This window comes from Virgibacillus litoralis, assembly GCF_017873675.1.
In the GTDB taxonomy this organism is placed as follows: Bacteria; Bacillota; Bacilli; order Bacillales; family Amphibacillaceae; genus Lentibacillus; species Lentibacillus litoralis.
The window spans coordinates 14,881-32,215 of the sequence record NZ_JAGGKK010000010.1; the positions used below are offsets into that span (position 1 = coordinate 14,881).

Below are 17,335 nucleotides of genomic sequence, written 5' to 3' on the forward strand. Positions count from 1 at the left end.
AGATGAGTTTCATGGAAAAATTAAAAAATAAATTTAAGCAAAATGAGGAAACAGAAGAAGTTTCAGCAAAATATAAGGAAGGTATGGAAAAGACGCGAAATTCCTTTTCAGGAAAAATTAATGATCTAATTGCCCGCTATCGTAAAGTCGATGAGGATTTTTTTGAAGAACTGGAAGAAGTACTTATTTCGGCAGATGTCGGTGTTATGACGGTAATGGATCTTGTTGAAGAATTAAAGATGGAAGTAAAACGTCAAAATATAAAAGATACGAAAGAAGTAAAGAATGTTATTTCTGAAAAGCTTGTAGAAATTTACTATGGAGATGATGATGAACAAATTGAAGAGTTGCATATTGAGAAAGATCAACTTTCTGTAATCCTTGTAGTAGGTGTGAATGGAGTCGGTAAAACTACCTCTATTGGTAAACTTGCACACAAATTAAAGCAAGATGGTAAAAATGTTGTATTAGCTGCCGGCGATACTTTTCGTGCTGGGGCTATCGAACAATTGGATGTGTGGGGGGATCGTGCCGATGTAGATGTAATTAAGCAAAGTGCCGGAAGTGACCCTGCTGCGGTTATATTTGACGGGATTAAGGCTGCGAAATCTCGTAATGCTGATGTATTAATCTGTGATACAGCTGGAAGGTTACAAAATAAGGTGAACTTAATGAATGAGCTTTCCAAAGTTAAGCGAGTTATTGAGCGGGAAGTTCCTGGGGCACCACATGAAGTGCTGTTAGTATTAGATGGAACGACTGGACAAAATGCAATGAGCCAGGCAAAAACATTTTCCGACGCAACCGATGTATCCGGTATTGTACTAACGAAGCTTGATGGAACTGCAAAAGGTGGAATTGTTTTAGCAATCCGAAACGAATTAAACATACCTGTTAAATACGTGGGGCTTGGTGAAAAAATAGATGATCTTCAAGAGTTTAACGCACATGCTTTTGTCTATGGTTTATTCGCTGATCTCCTTGAAGATAGTCCAGAATAATGTTAGTATATTTATTGTAAAGGGATTTCACTTAACAAGGGGTGTTTTGATTGCTGGAAAAGACAACGCGAGTTAATTATTTATTCGACTTTTATCAAGAGCTGCTAACCCCTAAACAGCGTAATTATATGGAAATGTATTATTTGGAGGACTATTCACTGGGTGAAATTTCCGAGCTATTTGAGGTTTCCAGGCAAGCTGTTTATGATAATATTAGACGTACAGAAAAAATGCTTGAGTCTTATGAACAAAAGTTGAAACTATATAATAAATTTCAGCAGCGTGTCACCATTTTAGCTCAGCTGGATGAAGTGACTGCTAATGATAGTAAGATGCAAATGTTTATTAATCAATTAAAAGAATTAGACTAGGGGGACACCTTCTATGGCATTTGAAGGATTGGCCGACCGTTTACAAAGCACGATGAAAAAAATAAAAGGTAAGGGTAAGGTCTCAGAACAAGACGTTAAAGAAATGACGCGTGAAGTCAGACTCGCTTTACTTGAAGCCGATGTAAACTTTAAGGTTGTAAAAGACTTAATTAAACGGATAAAAGAACGTGCTGTTGGTCAGGAAGTGATGGAGAGCTTAACACCTGGACAACAGGTAATCAAAGTTGTGAAAGAAGAATTAACAGAATTAATGGGTGGTGAGCAAAGTAAAATTGCTGTTGCCGATCGTTCACCAACTGTAATCATGATGGTTGGTCTGCAAGGTGCCGGAAAGACAACGACAACTGGTAAGCTAGCAAACCATTTACGAAAACAGCATAATCGCTCGCCATTATTAGCAGCATGCGACGTTTATCGTCCAGCAGCGATAGACCAGCTTAAAACACTTGGCCAGCAATTGGATATGCCTGTTTTTTCAAAAGGTACAGAGGCTAATCCTGTTGATATCGCATCTGAAGCCGTGCAACAGGCTAAAGCAGAACATAATGATTATGTCATTATTGATACAGCAGGCCGTTTACATGTTGATACTGATTTGATGGAAGAACTACAACAGATTAAGTCATCCGTAAAACCGGATGAAATATTCTTAGTCGTCGATGCAATGACAGGTCAGGACGCAGTAAATGTTGCCGAAAGCTTCAATGAGCAGCTAGACTTATCTGGTGTGGTATTAACGAAACTTGATGGTGATACACGTGGTGGTGCAGCACTATCTATCAAAGCTGTTACTGATAAACCGATAAAATTTGCAGGTACGGGTGAAAAACTAGATGGCTTTGAGGCATTTCACCCCGAGCGGATGGCATCTCGAATTCTCGGTATGGGTGATGTGTTATCACTTATTGAAAAAGCACAGACAAACGTTGATGAGAAACAAGCAAAAGAACTTGAACAAAAAATGCGTACGGCATCCTTTACCTTTGATGACTTTTTGGAACAGATGGGTCAAGTGAAGGATATGGGACCATTAGAAGATCTGATGGGTATGATTCCAGGTGCTAATAAAATGAAGGGTCTGAAAAACGCACAAATTGATGAGAAACAGCTTGTTTATGTGGAAGCAATTATCCAATCGATGACAAAGAAAGAACGACAAGAGCCAAGCATTATGAACGCTAGCCGGAAAAAACGAATTGCAAAAGGTTCTGGAACTTCAGTTTCGCAAGTGAACCGTTTGTTGAAGCAATTTGAAGAAATGAAAAAAATGATGAAGCAAATGACAGGTGCCCAAAAGGGTAAAAAAGGCAAAGGAATGAAATTTCCGTTTATGTAAGAACAAAAGCGCAAGCGCCTGTTCAGCGACGTATGGACTGCGCCCGCGTATCGCGGGTGGGTCGACGTTGCCGCGCAAAGCGGCGGTCTTAGTCGATCTTCCTTGCGGGCGGGTCGACGTTGCCATGCAAAGTGGCGGTTTTACTTTAAAATATTCAATAACTTTTTATCATGTAATGGAAAAACACTTTACAGACTTTGAACTTTCTGTTAGAATCTAAAATTGTGTAAAACATATTTATTGGAGGTGCAATAACATGGCAGTTAAAATTCGTTTAAAACGTATGGGATCTAAAAGAAATCCATTTTATCGTTTAGTTGTAGCAGATTCACGTTCTCCACGTGATGGTCGCTTAATCGAGCAAATTGGAACATACAATCCTGTGGTTAATCCAGTTGAAGTTAAAATAGATGAAGAAAAAGCATTGGATTGGATGACTAAAGGCGCAAAACCAAGTGATACAGTTCGTAACCTTTTCTCAAAAGAAGGCATCATGAAAAAATTCCACGACCAGAAAAATCAAAAGTAAAGTAGTGTGATATCATGAAAGCCCTAATCGAATCAATCGTTACACCATTAGTTGATCAACCAGAGGACATTGTTGTAACAGAAACAGAAGAGGATGCAAAGATTGTTTACCATCTTTCTGTAAATCAAAACGATGTTGGTAAGGTTATTGGTAAAAATGGACGTATCGCAAAGGCAATTCGAACCGTTGTTTATGCAGCGAAATCGGATGCAAATAAACGTATTTATTTGGATATTATGTAAAGGGAAAGGGGGATACCTTTCCCTTTTTCCACATCTAATTCATTATTTTCTGTACCAACACTGTTTAGGAGAGCGAGGAACAGTAGTGCAAATAATAAAGAAGGTTCTCATAAAGCAAGTTATTACTGACAAAAGCAAAGCAAAATTACACAAAAATTTTTATAATCATAAAATGCGACTTGAACAAGAGTGTCAACAGCTCCTGTTTGAACAACGTAAATTACAAAATAAAACAGGTGTATCAAAACAAGAACTTTCTCAGCGATTTCAGCAGGAAGTTAAGAATCGCAAGGAAAAGATTAAACTGCTTGACTTTAAAATTGAACAGTTGGATATGCTGGAAATAGGCAGTGAAATTACGGAAAAAGAAGTTGAATCTCTTGTTGAAGTGAAAATTGGATCGCATTGGAATGAGATTATGGAAGAAACAGCGATCGTTATTGAAGATGACATCGTTATAAGAATTGATGAGTAGCAGGTGAAATTTATGACTGAAAAGATGTTAAATGTAGGTAAAATTATAAACACACATGGTATAAGAGGCGAAGTAAAAGTGCTGCGTATCAGTGATTTTGATGATCGGTTTGAAGTTGGAGGGACATTGTTTTTGGTGAAAGAAAACGAAGCTCCTATTGAATTGGAAATAACTTCACATCGTATACATAAGGGGTTTGATCTTCTTCAATTTAAAGGAATCGACAACATTGGCGATGTTGAGCATTATAAAGGTGCATTTCTTAAAATAACGGAAGGTCAATTAACCGACCTGGAAGAAGATGAATACTATTACCACGAAATTATTGGCTGTGATGTTTATATGCATAGTGGTGAAAAGATCGGAGTAATTAAAGAAATATTGTCACCAGGAGCAAATGATGTATGGGTCATGAAACAGGAAAAGGGTAAAGACGTCCTCATTCCCTATATTGAGGAAGTTGTCAAGCAGGTGGATGTGGCGGCTAATAAAGTGATTATCGATCCTATGGAAGGACTGCTGGACTAATGCATATTGATGTATTGACCTTATTTCCTGAAATGTTGTCCGGGGTTTTTAATTCTTCGATTCTTAAAAAAGCATATGAAAAAGATAAATTTAGCTATAACCTAATAAACTTTCGTGATTATACCAAAGACAAACATTATAAAGTTGATGACTACCCATATGGTGGAGGAGCAGGTATGGTGTTAACTCCACAACCTTTATTTGATGCTGTCGATGCAGTTGTTAAGGAAAGGCCAACAACTAAGCCGCGAATTGTACTTTTGTGTCCACAGGGTGAACCTTATAATCAGAAAAAAGCCGAGGAGCTAGCAAAAGAAGATCATCTCGTATTTATTTGTGGTCATTATGAGGGATACGATGAACGGATCAGAGAACAGCTTGTCACCGATGAAATTTCTATAGGTGATTATGTGCTTACCGGTGGAGAACTCGGTGCTATGGTTGTTATCGACAGTGTTGTTCGCTTATTACCAGATGTGCTGGGTAACAAAGAATCCGCACCTGAGGATTCTTTTTCAACTGGATTATTGGAACATCCACACTATACACGTCCAGCTAACTTTCGAGGTATGAAGGTTCCGGATATTCTGTTGTCTGGTGACCATGCTAAAATAGAAGCATGGCGCAGGAAAGAATCATTGAAACGGACCTATGAAAGACGACGTGAATTAATTGATAAACACTCTTTATCCGAAGAAGACGCAAAAATATGGAATGAATTTAATAATAATTAGATAAATATAGTTGAACTCATTATATCATTATGGTATATTTACTGTTGTGCTTAAGTAGGATACTTAAGTCGTATAAACGGTGTTCCGCTGTCCCTTAGCGAGATATGAGCATTGGTTTGGAAGGAGTGAAGTAGGATGCAACAATTAATTGCAGACATTACAAAAGAGCAACTTCGCACTGATCGTCCTGAGTTTCGCCCAGGAGACACTGTTAAAGTACACGTAAAAGTTGTCGAAGGAACACGTGAACGTATTCAGGTTTTCGAAGGTGTTGTAATTAAACGCCAAAACGGTGGAATCAGTGAAACATTTACAGTAAGAAAGATTTCTTACGGTGTTGGTGTTGAACGTACATTCCCAGTACATTCACCTCGCGTTGCGAAAATTGAAGTTTCTCGTCGTGGTATTGTTCGACGTGCAAAACTATACTATCTACGTAATTTACGTGGTAAAGCAGCACGTATTAAAGAACGCAGATAATAGTCAACATTATTGGAAAGGAGCTTGGCCCATGTGTGCAAGCTCCTTTTTACTTTAAATACAACAAGTACATATTTTAATGTTAAATGATATAATAAAGGTAATATATAATACTATAATACATATAGCTGTTGTCGGAGGGGAATATATGGCTAAACAGAAAAGTGAATGGTTTGACTGGATAAAGGCTTTATTAATTGCTTTTGCATTAGCCTTTATTGTCCGAACGTTCTTTTTTGCCCCAATTGTTGTAGATGGTCCATCCATGATGCCCACATTGCATGATCGGGACCAAATGATTGTTAATAAATTTTTATATGATATAGATGAGCCAAAGCGGTTTGATATAGTCGTTTTCCATGCTTCAGACCAAAAGGATTTTATAAAACGGATTATCGGGTTGCCTGGTGAACACGTTGCTGTCGACGATGATGTATTGTATATCAATGGTGAAGAGGTCAAGGAACCATTTCTGACAGCACAAAAACAAAACAGAATGTCTACTAATTCTTTAACAAGTGACTTTAAGCTTGAAGAGCTTCCTGGTAAATATAAACAGATTCCTGAAGATCATGTGCTTGTGTTAGGGGATAATCGTAACAATTCAACAGATAGCCGTATGTTAGGTCTAGTATCCATGGATCAAATTGTTGGAAAAACAAGTTTAATATACTGGCCATTTGACAGAATGCAGACTATAAGTGAATAAGGTGATAAAACAATGACTATACAATGGTTTCCAGGTCATATGGCAAAAGCAAGACGTGAGGTCGAAGAGAAATTAAAGTTAGTTGATTTTGTAATGGAGCTAGTTGATGCCAGAGCCCCACTATCTTCACAAAACCCAATGCTGCAGCAGGTCTTACAAAACAAGCCCAAAATGATTGTTCTGATGAAAAGGGATTTAGCAGATAATCGTGAAACGGATAGATGGATTTCTTATTTTAAAGAACAAAATGTACATGCAGTAGCAATTAATGTGAATGATAAGGCTGACTTGAAACGAGTAATTCAACTAGGTAAAGAGCTAGGTCAAGAAAAAATGGATAAGCTAAGGAAAAAAGGTATTCAGCCACGTCCGGCCCGGGCAATGATAATTGGTATTCCAAATGTTGGTAAGTCTACTTTAATTAATCGTCTCGCAAATAAAAAGATTGCCAAAACTGGCGACAAACCAGGTGTAACCAAGCACCAGCTATGGATTAAAGTTAAAAAAGACTTTGAGTTGCTTGATACACCGGGAATTTTGTGGCCTAAATTTGAAGATGAAATGGTTGGCTATCGGTTAGCAGCTATTGGTACCATTAAGGATCAATTGCTATCATTACAGGATATCGTAGCGTTCGTTATTAAATATATGCAAGAGCATTACCCTGTACAGCTTGAAGAGCGTTATGCAGTTGAATCTGATACTGAAGATATGTGGGAGATTTTTGTATCAATTGGAAAACAGCGTGGTGCGTTGGAAAGTGGCGGAAACGTAAATTTTGAAAAAGTGTCAGATTTGGTAATACGTGATCTAAGGACCGGTAAACTTGGCAACATCACACTTGAAACACCTGAAAGTTAAGTGGCATACATCTTTGGATGATGTCACTTTTCACTTTTTCAGAAAACAGCCGATATAAAGAAATAGAAAAAGGTGATTAAATGGAACAAAAATCGATTGCTATGATAAAAGAGCTATTTGAAACTGAAAAGATTGATGAATACTTTCTAAATGACTTGAAAAGGGATGAGCGAAAAGGTGTTCAGAAACTTATTAAACAGTATGAACGCCAAAAGCTAAGAGAACAGAAAATAAAACAGAACTTTGTGCAAATGTCCCGGTATGAGAAAAACTGCTATGCAAATGGCTGCCAGTATATAGCTGGCGTTGATGAAGCTGGTCGTGGGCCGCTGGCGGGTCCTGTTGTAGCCGCTTCCGTTATTTTACCAAGGGAATTTAAATTGCTTGGATTAAACGATTCCAAACAGTTGAATGAGTCCACAAGAAACAAGTTTTTTAGTATTGTAAAGGAACAGGCGGTTAGTTATGGAATATCCATTATAACCAGCCAAAAAATCGATCAAGTCAATATCTACGAAGCTACAAAGCTTGCAATGCATGATGCTATAAACCAATTGAATCCAAAACCAGATCATGTATTACTTGATGCCGTATCACTAGATAATTTACCATGTAGCTCCGAATCCATTATAAAGGGAGATCAAGAGAGCATAACTATTGCTGCTGCAAGTATTTTGGCAAAGGTCACCCGTGATAATTTAATGAAGGAATTACATAAGAAATATCCTGTCTATGAATTTAAATCTAATATGGGGTACGGCACCAAGCATCATATGGAGATGTTAACAGAACACGGCATATCTCCCTATCATCGAAAGTCGTATGCACCTGTTAGAAATGCTATTAACTAATAACCGTTATCTAAGAGATTGTTGCATTACCAAAATAACGAAATCAAAGCGTAGTTGATATAAATTGCTAAGTAGACTGAATGTAAGTGTGGTTCTCTAACCACCAGTTGGAATATACTAGCTTTCACAACTCCGGGTACAAAGGCGACATCTGTTCAAGGCTATCGCTTTCACAGTGTCTTCGCTAGCCGTGGGCTCACCACGAGCCTTCGACGCATAGGACGTGCTAGTGCAGACGTCGCCACAGGACGTGGCGTACTTAGTCTGCCTCGATCGCGAGTATCGCTCCCTATGGGGTCTCTTTGGTTCGCTGTCCCACAGGAATCTCGCATATTCCATCTGCTGGTTTAGATGGTCTAAAATCTTGTTTAAATCATCACAACATGCATTTATTTTTTTGAATCAGTGAGTAAAGCCTAGCGAAGTGTATTTCCGGAGCACCATCATAGCACTCAAAATTTTTATAAAGTACGTCACAGTTTATATCAACTGCGACGGTTTAAATAGCTGTATGTTTTACGAAATGAGCTTAATTGATTGATAGAGGGGAGCTTTCTATGAGTATTCAAAATTTAGCAGGACAGCGAATAACTTCATCTCAGGTTTCTAATTCTACGCAATCCTTAAGACCAGGGCAAATTGTTCAAGGAAAAATTGTTAAATTATTCCCGAACAATAAAGCACAAATTCAGCTTGGAACACAAAAAATGATTGCTCAATTAGAAGCTTCCTTGTCAGTTGGTGGAAAATACCATTTTCAGGTGCAAGCATCAGATAATGTTATTCATTTAAAAGTGATTGGAGAACAATTAAAGAATCAGGCTAATGTAAATATGATGAGTTTGATGCGACAGCTAGGATTGAATGCGACTAAGTCAAACATTGCACTCATACAGTCTTTAATTAGTGAAAAGATACCATTTTCAAAAGAACAATTTCAAAAGGCATTCCAGCTATTGGATGGTGCCAGAAACAAATCTCAGGCTCACCAAATAGCGAAGGAAATGATCGCTACAAGATTACCGATAACAGATTCGGTTTATCGGGCATTAGCTGCTGCAAAAAACACGAGCGGAATGACAGAACAAATGAAGTCATTATTGCAGCAGTTAAGACAAGATCCCAACCAAACTAAACTCCATCAGCATTTGATAAATCGATTAAGCCAAATGACGGAGAGGCCATCTAATCAAATTGTTAAGCAAATTATCAGTCAAGCTAGTAATAATAATCAACAACTTTTTAATGTGTTAAAGAGTTCTGGGGCTGTTATAGCAAGTGTAGATTTTCCCACTTGGAAGTCTGAATGGGCCGCTTTTGTTAAGCAGGATAATCTTGCTTCAGGGAACAATACGAAGCTCCCCTTTAAACTAAACAATATGGAAATAACTCGGGTATTGGAGCAAATGAGTAGTAATAGTACTAGTATTAGGGCTGCTTCAAGGGCAATTATTCAAAGCTTTGGACATTCTGTTGAAACTGCAGCTACAAACAATACTAAATTGCCTTGGCAGGAATTTTCCCTACTAAAACAGCAGCTGACCAAGACGGTAATGCCTCTTCTCTCAGATACACAACAGCAGCAGCTAACTAAGTTTTTAGAGAATAGTCCAGCCCAATTGCGTCAACTCCTTAATGTACTACGAACTATGGCAAGTAATGATACTTACGCAGACATTGATAGTGTATTAACAACGATGAAACTAGGTGAATCATTTCTTAATTCTTCTCCAAAAGAACAATTTTTAGGTCAATTACAACAAGTTTTACGATTTACTGGACTGAACTATGAGAATCAGCTTGCCAATAATATGGGACAACAGCAAACAGCTACAATTAAATCGATGCTTATGCAAATCCTGCAGCAATCTGATGGAACGGTTCATGATCGCTCACAGCAATTGTTGAATTTTATAAATGGAATGCAAATACAGTCAGTAAATGACACAACCAATTTTCTTCAAGCAAGCTTACAAATTCCGGCTGAAAAATTAGATTTACCTAATGATATGCAACTAGATTTCGAGGGTAAAAAGTCTGAGAACGGGAAAATAAACCCTGATTTTTGTCGAATAATATTTTATTTGGAACTAGCGCATTTAAAAGAAACCATTATTGACATGAATATTCAAAAACGTGCTGTAGCTATAACCATATATAATGATCAAGGTGAAATCGCTGATTATTCAACTGCCCTTAAACCGATACTGAAAGAAGGACTGGAGTCATTAAACTATAAGCTTTCAACTATTACTATTAAGCCAATTCATGAAAACAACCACACAGATAATGATAAGCTCAAAACAGCGTATCAGAATTCCTATCAAGGAGTGGATTATTGGGTATGACTGAAAAAAGAAATAAAGCCGCAGCATTAAGGTATGACCAGGATCATGAGCATGCACCAAAAGTAATTGCAACTGGAAAAGGACTCATAGCAGAAAGTATTATAGAAAAAGCCAAGGAAAATAATGTTCCTGTTCAAGAAGATTCCTCATTAGTTGAGCTTTTGGCAGAACTTAACATAAATGAAACTATTCCTGAAGAATTGTATCAAGCAGTTGCTGAAGTGTTCGCATTTGTCTACAAAACAGACCAAAATGCAGCAAATTCTAACAAAAATTAGTTAAATACTTATCTTATAAATACAATCGTTTGCCGACCATAAAAAGTGTCATATATTTTAATAAAATATTATGACACTTTTTTCGATTGATATTCGATTATAATAATGAAAGGTAGTTTGTGTTCGTGAAAAAAGTCGATTTCCTTTATCACTCAGACTACCTACAATGCTGAGCACTCTCGGTACATCTCAGGTCAGTTTCTGTCAATTTTGTCTAATAATCACTTATTGTTGTGAAATTTGTTGTTTTTTTATACAATAGGAATGCAGTGAATTTTGATGGGAGGATGAAAGATGAACATTCATGAGTATCAAGGCAAAGATATTTTGCGAAGCTATGGTGTAAATGTTCCAAATGGACATGTTGCATATACGGTAGACGAAGCAGTTGAAGCTGCGGAAAAACTCGATAGTTCCGTAAAAGTAGTTAAAGCACAAATCCACGCAGGTGGTCGGGGTAAAGCCGGCGGTGTGAAAATTGCGAAAAACTTGGATGAAGTGCGTACATACGCAAATGAAATTTTAGGCAAAACATTAGTTACGCACCAAACTGGTCCAGAAGGTAAAGAAGTCAAGCGTCTTCTTATCGAGGAAGGCTGTGATATTCAAAAAGAATATTATGTTGGACTAGTAATGGATCGTGCTACTTCTCGTGTTGTTATGATGGCATCAGAAGAAGGCGGTACAGAAATTGAGGAAGTTGCTGCAGAAACACCGGAGAAAATTTTCAAGGAAATTATTGATCCAGTAGTGGGACTTTCAGGTTACCAAGCTCGGAGACTAGCATTTAATATAAATATTCCAGATGAATTAATTGGTAAGGCAGCGAAGTTTATGATGAGTCTTTATACTGCATTTGTAGACAAAGATTGCTCTATCGCTGAAATTAACCCGCTTGTTACTACTGGTGATGGACAGGTTCTTGCATTAGATTCCAAATTAAACTTTGATGATAATGCAATGTTTCGTCAAAAAGACATCCTTGAGTTACGTGATTTGGATGAAGAAGATGAGAAGGAAATTGATGCATCCAAATATGACCTAAGTTATGTATCATTAGATGGTAACATTGGTTGTATGGTTAATGGTGCAGGGCTTGCTATGTCTACTATGGACATCATCAAACATTACGGCGGCGACCCCGCTAACTTCCTTGACGTTGGGGGCGGTGCAACAGCTGAAAAGGTTACAGAAGCATTTAAAATCATTTTGTCCGATTCCAATGTAAAAGGTATTTTTGTTAACATCTTTGGCGGTATTATGAAGTGTGATGTTATTGCTGAAGGTGTTGTAGAAGCGACTAAACAAGTAGGATTGGAAATTCCGCTTGTAGTACGTTTGGAAGGAACAAACGTTAAGTTAGGCAAGCAGATCCTCGATGAATCTGGCTTAAACATTACATCAGCGGGGTCAATGGCTGATGGCGCTGAAAAAATCGTCTCCATGGTAAAGTAGGTTCAAAGCGGAGGCAACTGTTATAGAAAAAATGATTGTATTTTGTGCAGAAAGGACGGACGAAAATGAGTGTATATGTAAATAAAGATACTAAAGTAATTGTCCAAGGTATTACTGGTGGTACAGCAAAATTTCATACAAAACAAATGCTTGAATATGGTACAAAAATCGTTGGCGGTGTGACACCGAAAAAAGGCGGTACAGAAGTAGAAGGGGTTCCTGTATTTAATACAGTACAGGATGCGGTTGAAAAAACAGGAGCTACTGCTTCTGTCATTTATGTGCCAGCCCCATTTGCTGCAGATGCAATTCTGGAAGCGGTAGATGCGGAATTAGACCTTGCTATCTGTATTACGGAGCATATTCCTGTTATGGATATGGTCAAAGTGAAACGGTACATGGAAGGTAAAAAGACACGCCTTGTAGGTCCTAACTGCCCAGGTGTCATTACACCGGAAGAATGTAAAATTGGTATTATGCCAGGTTATATTCATAAGAAAGGACATATCGGAGTTGTTTCACGTTCTGGAACATTAACATATGAAGCAGTGCATCAATTATCGGAAAACGGATATGGACAATCTTCTGCTGTTGGTATTGGTGGAGATCCAGTGAATGGTACAGATTTCATTGATGTATTAAAAGCATTTAATGATGATCCTGATACAGAAGCAGTAGTTATGATTGGTGAAATCGGCGGAACTGCTGAAGAAGAAGCTGCTGAGTGGGTTAAAGCAAACATGACCAAGCCAGTAGTAGGTTTTATCGGTGGCGCTACCGCACCTCCAGGAAAGCGTATGGGTCACGCTGGTGCGATTATCTCTGGTGGTAAAGGTACAGCAGATGAGAAGATACGTGTCATGAACGATTGTGGTATTAAAGTTGCTGAGACACCAGCAGTAATGGGTGAAACCATGATTAGCGTATTAAAAGAAAAAAATCTTCAAGACAAATGTAAAACACATTAATTAAAATGTATGGAACCCTGAGGTGATATTGCTTCTGGGTTCCTCCTATATAAGTAAGGAAGTGATCTATTGGAATTAGTTCGTAAGCGATTAATTCATTTGCACCGATGTCGGGGTGTTACACGAAAAACCATTCGAAAATTTATCCGCTATGATCCTACATTAAAAAGCATCTACTCACTTAATTCAACGCAAGTCAGCCAATTTTTTTCATTACCCCATAAAAATGCTGTTTTATTTCATTCAGACCTTCGTAACCACGAATTAAAGACCCAGCTTATAAGTGACTTAAATTCATATAAAGTGATAACAGTAGTTGACGAAAACTATCCTTTTGTGTTAAAAACTATTAAAGACGCGCCACTGGTACTATATGCCATTGGTGATACAGATTTATTGCACAAAAATCCAATTCTGAGTGTAATTGGGACACGAAAACCATCCAGAGAAGCCAAATTAAAAATGGAGAAATATGTTCTGCCGTTAATTCAGAGAAACTGGGTAATTGTTAGTGGTATGGCTACAGGGATCGATAGTTTTGCACATCAGCTGGCATTGCAAAATAATGGAAAGACAATTGCAGTCCTGGGTAGTGGATTTAAGCATATATATCCTAAACAGAATACAGTTCTTTTTAATCAAATTGCTAAAAATGGCTTGCTACTTTCTGAGTACACTCCTGATTCACCGCCAGAACGGTTTTACTTTCCGGAGAGAAATAGAATTATAAGCGGTTTAAGTTTCGGTACACTAGTGATTGAGGCTACTAAAAAGAGCGGTACCCTGATTACAGTTGACCAGGCTTTAGACCAAGGAAGAGAGGTTTATGCGGTTCCTGGGTCTCCATTATTGAAACAGACTGAAGGGTGCCATAAAATGATTCAGGATGGTGCAAAATTAGTACAGGAAGCTGATGATATCCTAGAAGATTGGGATAGAATAATGCCAAATTGGGTTATTTGAGTCGTAGTTCAAGCTTATGGTTACCTGTACATGTTTGACAAATGTATGGTAACTATTTAATATTAGTGAAGATTTCCAATTTATTTAATAATAACCTCATTTTGGGAGGAAAATAAATGTCAGATTACCTCGTGATCGTGGAATCGCCTGCAAAAGCGAAAACGATCGAACGTTATTTAGGAAAGAAATATAAAGTAAAAGCATCCATGGGACATGTTAGAGATTTACCAAAAAGTCAAATGGCTGTGGATGTAGACGATAAGTTTAAACCAAAGTATATTACTATTCGCGGTAAAGGCGATGTGCTAAAAGAATTAAAATCTGCCGCAAAAAAAGCAAAAAAAGTCTATCTAGCAGCTGACCCCGACAGAGAGGGAGAAGCAATTGCCTGGCATTTAGCGCACAGTTTAAATGTTGATGAGAACTCACAGTGCCGTGTTGTTTTTAATGAAATTACAAAAGATGCAATTAAGGAATCATTTAAAAACCCACGAACAATCAATAATGATTTGGTTGATGCCCAACAAGCAAGGCGAATTCTTGACCGTCTTGTTGGCTATAACATAAGTCCTTTGTTATGGAAGAAGGTTAAAAAAGGTTTGAGCGCCGGTCGAGTACAATCGGTAGCAGTTAAAATGATTATTGATCGAGAAAGGGAAATTGAGAACTTTAAACCTGAGGAGTACTGGTCTATCGAGGCTAATTTCCTCAAAGATAAAGAAGTTTTCGAAGGATCATTTTATGGAGTTGACAACAAGAAGAAGGAATTGAAAACAGAACAGGATGTTAAATCCATTATCGAAAAAATGGATGATAAAAAGTTCTCGGTTGATAAAGTAAATAAACGTGAACGCAAGCGAAACCCAGCTAATCCCTTTACAACATCTTCGTTACAACAGGAAGCTGCACGTAAGCTTAACTTTCGTGCAAAGAAGACAATGATGGTTGCACAGCAATTATATGAAGGTATTGATCTAGGAAAAAAATCTGGGGGAATAACCGGTTTAATCACATATATGCGTACAGACTCAACCCGAATTTCTGAGACTGCCAAACAAGAGGCTAAAGGATATATAGAAGAACAATACGGTAAAGAGTATTTGGGTAACCAAAGTAAGGCTAAGAAACAAGAGGGGGCCCAGGATGCTCACGAGGCCGTCAGACCTACATCAGCTTTACGTGATCCAAAAACAATGAAGCCCGTTTTGTCAAGAGACCAGTACCGTCTGTACAAACTGATCTGGGAACGCTTTCTAGCAAGTCAAATGGCTCCGGCTATTATGGATACCATGACTGTTCATATGCTAAATAATGGAGTCGAGTTTCGGGCAACTGGATCCAAAGTTAAATTTAAAGGTTTTATGAAGGTCTATGTGGAAGGTACAGACGATAAGAAGAAGGATGAAAACAAGTTCTTGCCTGATCTTAAGGAAGGTATGGTTGTTGATGCAACAGAAATTACACCAAACCAGCATTTTACACAGCCACCACCAAGATATACGGAAGCACGACTTGTTAGAACAATGGAAGAGCAAGGCATTGGACGACCATCGACATTTGCGCCTACATTGGATACAATTCAGCGTCGCGGGTATGTAAGTATTGATAATAAACGTTTTATTCCAACAGAATTAGGTGGTATTGTAACAGATATCTTAGAAGAATTTTTCCCGGAAATTATCGATATTGATTTTACTGTTAAGATGGAAGATGATCTTGATTCCATTGAAGAAGGAAAAACAGAATGGGTTCAAATACTCGATACATTTTACTCGGATTTCCACAAACGCCTGGAAAAAGCAGAACAAGAAATGGAAAAAATAGAAATAAGAGATGAACCAGCAGGTATAGACTGCGAAAATTGCGGGCATGAAATGGTTTACAAGATGGGGAGATATGGCAAGTTTCTAGCCTGTTCAAATTTCCCAGAGTGCCGGAACACAAAACCGATATTAAAAGAAATTGGTGTTAAATGTCCTAAGTGTGAAGAAGGAAATGTGGTTGAACGTAAGTCAAAGAAAAAGAGAACATTTTACGGGTGTGATCGTTTTCCTGATTGTGACTTTGTCTCATGGGATAAACCAATTTCAAGACCATGCCCAAAATGCGAATCATTGCTTGTTGAAAAGAAAAGTAAAAAAGAAACTCGAATACAATGTGTAAATTGTGATTATAAAGAAAGTATACAAAATTAACTACTCGTTCTCACGAGTAGTTTTTTTGTTATTTAGAAAACTTAAGTGCAGTGGATAACTAGACTCTCGAATCAGCCACGTCCAGCTCCGACGTACTGGACGCTAGTGCTGGTGACGCCACAGGACGTGGCGTTCTCACTAGCAAGTGCCTAGCTCTTAGTGGATTTCCCTTCCCGTGTCTACGAAAAGAAATAAAGGATGTTCAACTAAAACCACCACATCCTGTGGCAAAGTCGATCTACCCGCAGCGCTGAGCACAGTCCATACGGCGCTGAATTGCGGTTGCGCTTTTGTTTCATTTAAGTAGTACTTTCTTACTGTATAAAATGCAGGTTTTTAATTTAATGAATAGGGGAAAGATGAATAAACAGGGAGGTTATTAACATGAAGGAACAAAAAACTTACTTTGTGGCTGTGGATACAGAAGAAATACGCGAAGTGTCAGTTCCTGATAGCAGCATTGAATATGAAATTATGGCCAGCCCTGATGAAGTTAAAGAAATACAACAATTATTTATTAAAAAAAGTAAGGATGGTCGAAAAGCAACGGAATATTTAGGAAAACCATTTGATGAGTGGGGAGCTGATGATGAACGAAGGAATTATGATGATCATCTGATTAAAATTTACCGTCGTTTATATGAATTAGGTACAAATGATACGAAAAATAAAATAAATCAGTTAGGATTATTTTGAGTGTAAAAGTTAATAAATTTGTCATTAAGTCTCGCACGCCATAGTTCTAAGTCAGTAAAACACCTTTCATAGAAAACTCCTTTTACAATATGCCAAGTTTTTTAAATAATTCAATTCTTGATTGTTGACTATTGAATATGAAAAAGATATAATTACGCATTGGTAAGATTATTTACTTGACAGACGTAGGTTACCCCTTAAGGTTCGTTAAATTGGGTAACCTTATCTTATTACAATGAACGGCATTGAGTTCAATTCAGAATTTTGTTACAATTTAGTTAAGTTTATTGCTTT

At 37.7% G+C, this 17,335-nt stretch carries 20 protein-coding genes; all 20 read left to right on the plus strand.

What is annotated here, in order from left to right; translation table 11 throughout:
- Positions 1-2: 2 nt before the first annotated feature.
- The 20 genes from ftsY to J2Z82_RS09915 all read left to right on the plus strand — a co-directional run bounded on the left by ftsY (position 3) and on the right by J2Z82_RS09915 (position 17,041).
- Entirely contained in the window at positions 3-1,001 is a 999-nt protein-coding gene (gene ftsY / locus J2Z82_RS09820) for a signal recognition particle-docking protein FtsY (protein ID WP_209480630.1), read from the plus strand.
- 50 nt (positions 1,002-1,051) lie between these two features.
- A complete protein-coding gene (locus J2Z82_RS09825; RefSeq protein WP_209480631.1) occupies positions 1,052-1,372 on the plus strand; it encodes a putative DNA-binding protein in 321 nt (106 codons plus the stop codon).
- 13 nt (positions 1,373-1,385) lie between these two features.
- The gene (gene ffh, locus J2Z82_RS09830; protein WP_209480632.1) at positions 1,386-2,729 is read left to right on the plus strand and encodes a signal recognition particle protein; all 1,344 of its coding nucleotides are present in this window, start codon (positions 1,386-1,388) and stop codon (positions 2,727-2,729) included.
- Between the two features lie 67 nt (positions 2,730-2,796).
- Positions 2,797-2,949, plus strand: a complete 153-nt coding sequence (locus J2Z82_RS09835) for a hypothetical protein (RefSeq protein WP_209480633.1) — start codon at positions 2,797-2,799, stop codon at positions 2,947-2,949.
- 36 nt (positions 2,950-2,985) lie between these two features.
- Positions 2,986-3,258, plus strand: a complete 273-nt coding sequence (gene rpsP / locus J2Z82_RS09840) for a 30S ribosomal protein S16 (RefSeq protein ID WP_092492974.1) — start codon at positions 2,986-2,988, stop codon at positions 3,256-3,258.
- A gap of 14 nt (positions 3,259-3,272) precedes the next feature.
- Positions 3,273-3,500, plus strand: a complete 228-nt coding sequence (locus J2Z82_RS09845) for a KH domain-containing protein (protein WP_092492973.1) — start codon at positions 3,273-3,275, stop codon at positions 3,498-3,500.
- Positions 3,501-3,585: 85 nt separating this feature from the next.
- On the plus strand, positions 3,586-3,975 hold the full coding sequence (locus J2Z82_RS09850; protein ID WP_209480634.1) for a YlqD family protein: 390 nt from the start codon (positions 3,586-3,588) through the stop codon (positions 3,973-3,975).
- Between the two features lie 12 nt (positions 3,976-3,987).
- Positions 3,988-4,503: a ribosome maturation factor RimM gene (gene rimM / locus J2Z82_RS09855; RefSeq protein ID WP_209480635.1), complete on the plus strand. Its 516-nt coding sequence runs from the start codon at positions 3,988-3,990 to the stop codon at positions 4,501-4,503.
- Positions 4,503-5,237, plus strand: coding sequence for a tRNA (guanosine(37)-N1)-methyltransferase TrmD (gene trmD / locus J2Z82_RS09860; RefSeq protein WP_209480636.1), 735 nt, complete (start codon positions 4,503-4,505; stop codon positions 5,235-5,237). Before rimM ends, trmD begins: the two co-directional genes overlap by 1 nt.
- A 135-nt stretch (positions 5,238-5,372) precedes the next feature.
- On the plus strand, positions 5,373-5,717 hold the full coding sequence (gene rplS, locus J2Z82_RS09865; RefSeq protein WP_209480637.1) for a 50S ribosomal protein L19: 345 nt from the start codon (positions 5,373-5,375) through the stop codon (positions 5,715-5,717).
- A 148-nt stretch (positions 5,718-5,865) separates the two neighbouring features.
- Positions 5,866-6,426 carry a signal peptidase I gene (gene lepB / locus J2Z82_RS09870; RefSeq protein WP_209480638.1) on the plus strand — a complete coding sequence of 187 codons (561 nt, stop codon included), beginning with the start codon at positions 5,866-5,868 and terminating at the stop codon, positions 6,424-6,426.
- 12 nt (positions 6,427-6,438) lie between these two features.
- Complete coding sequence (gene ylqF / locus J2Z82_RS09875; RefSeq protein WP_209480639.1) at positions 6,439-7,287, plus strand: ribosome biogenesis GTPase YlqF; 849 nt, start codon at positions 6,439-6,441, stop codon at positions 7,285-7,287.
- 80 nt (positions 7,288-7,367) lie between these two features.
- Positions 7,368-8,138, plus strand: coding sequence for a ribonuclease HII (locus J2Z82_RS09880; RefSeq protein WP_209480640.1), 771 nt, complete (start codon positions 7,368-7,370; stop codon positions 8,136-8,138).
- A 557-nt stretch (positions 8,139-8,695) separates the two neighbouring features.
- Complete coding sequence (locus tag J2Z82_RS09885) at positions 8,696-10,486, plus strand: hypothetical protein (protein ID WP_209480641.1); 1,791 nt, start codon at positions 8,696-8,698, stop codon at positions 10,484-10,486.
- Positions 10,483-10,764 carry an EscU/YscU/HrcU family type III secretion system export apparatus switch protein gene (locus J2Z82_RS09890; protein WP_209480642.1) on the plus strand — a complete coding sequence of 94 codons (282 nt, stop codon included), beginning with the start codon at positions 10,483-10,485 and terminating at the stop codon, positions 10,762-10,764. The genes J2Z82_RS09885 and J2Z82_RS09890 overlap by 4 nt, the downstream gene beginning before the upstream one ends.
- Before the next feature lie 294 nt (positions 10,765-11,058).
- Complete coding sequence (sucC, locus tag J2Z82_RS09895) at positions 11,059-12,219, plus strand: ADP-forming succinate--CoA ligase subunit beta (RefSeq protein WP_209480643.1); 1,161 nt, start codon at positions 11,059-11,061, stop codon at positions 12,217-12,219.
- Between the two features lie 65 nt (positions 12,220-12,284).
- Positions 12,285-13,187, plus strand: a complete 903-nt coding sequence (gene sucD / locus J2Z82_RS09900) for a succinate--CoA ligase subunit alpha (RefSeq protein ID WP_209480644.1) — start codon at positions 12,285-12,287, stop codon at positions 13,185-13,187.
- A gap of 69 nt (positions 13,188-13,256) precedes the next feature.
- A complete protein-coding gene (gene dprA / locus J2Z82_RS09905) occupies positions 13,257-14,150 on the plus strand; it encodes a DNA-processing protein DprA (protein WP_209480645.1) in 894 nt (297 codons plus the stop codon).
- 116 nt (positions 14,151-14,266) lie between these two features.
- Positions 14,267-16,345 carry a type I DNA topoisomerase gene (gene topA, locus J2Z82_RS09910; protein ID WP_209480646.1) on the plus strand — a complete coding sequence of 693 codons (2,079 nt, stop codon included), beginning with the start codon at positions 14,267-14,269 and terminating at the stop codon, positions 16,343-16,345.
- A 384-nt stretch (positions 16,346-16,729) separates the two neighbouring features.
- Positions 16,730-17,041 carry a hypothetical protein gene (locus tag J2Z82_RS09915; protein ID WP_209480647.1) on the plus strand — a complete coding sequence of 104 codons (312 nt, stop codon included), beginning with the start codon at positions 16,730-16,732 and terminating at the stop codon, positions 17,039-17,041.
- Positions 17,042-17,335 lie beyond the last annotated feature (294 nt).

Bases quoted from the DNA above. Each gene is read 5' to 3' on its own strand.
- ftsY (WP_209480630.1), top strand. From the start codon at position 3: ATGAGTTTCATGGAAAAATTAAAAAATAAATTTAAGCAAAATGAGGAA.
- ffh (WP_209480632.1), top strand. From the start codon at position 1,386: ATGGCATTTGAAGGATTGGCCGACCGTTTACAAAGCACGATGAAAAAA.
- rpsP (WP_092492974.1), top strand. From the start codon at position 2,986: ATGGCAGTTAAAATTCGTTTAAAACGTATGGGATCTAAAAGAAATCCA.
- J2Z82_RS09845 (WP_092492973.1), top strand. From the start codon at position 3,273: ATGAAAGCCCTAATCGAATCAATCGTTACACCATTAGTTGATCAACCA.
- rimM (WP_209480635.1), top strand. From the start codon at position 3,988: ATGACTGAAAAGATGTTAAATGTAGGTAAAATTATAAACACACATGGT.
- trmD (WP_209480636.1), top strand. From the start codon at position 4,503: ATGCATATTGATGTATTGACCTTATTTCCTGAAATGTTGTCCGGGGTT.
- rplS (WP_209480637.1), top strand. From the start codon at position 5,373: ATGCAACAATTAATTGCAGACATTACAAAAGAGCAACTTCGCACTGAT.
- lepB (WP_209480638.1), top strand. From the start codon at position 5,866: ATGGCTAAACAGAAAAGTGAATGGTTTGACTGGATAAAGGCTTTATTA.
- ylqF (WP_209480639.1), top strand. From the start codon at position 6,439: ATGACTATACAATGGTTTCCAGGTCATATGGCAAAAGCAAGACGTGAG.
- J2Z82_RS09880 (WP_209480640.1), top strand. From the start codon at position 7,368: ATGGAACAAAAATCGATTGCTATGATAAAAGAGCTATTTGAAACTGAA.
- J2Z82_RS09885 (WP_209480641.1), top strand. From the start codon at position 8,696: ATGAGTATTCAAAATTTAGCAGGACAGCGAATAACTTCATCTCAGGTT.
- J2Z82_RS09890 (WP_209480642.1), top strand. From the start codon at position 10,483: ATGACTGAAAAAAGAAATAAAGCCGCAGCATTAAGGTATGACCAGGAT.
- sucC (WP_209480643.1), top strand. From the start codon at position 11,059: ATGAACATTCATGAGTATCAAGGCAAAGATATTTTGCGAAGCTATGGT.
- sucD (WP_209480644.1), top strand. From the start codon at position 12,285: ATGAGTGTATATGTAAATAAAGATACTAAAGTAATTGTCCAAGGTATT.
- topA (WP_209480646.1), top strand. From the start codon at position 14,267: ATGTCAGATTACCTCGTGATCGTGGAATCGCCTGCAAAAGCGAAAACG.
- J2Z82_RS09915 (WP_209480647.1), top strand. From the start codon at position 16,730: ATGAAGGAACAAAAAACTTACTTTGTGGCTGTGGATACAGAAGAAATA.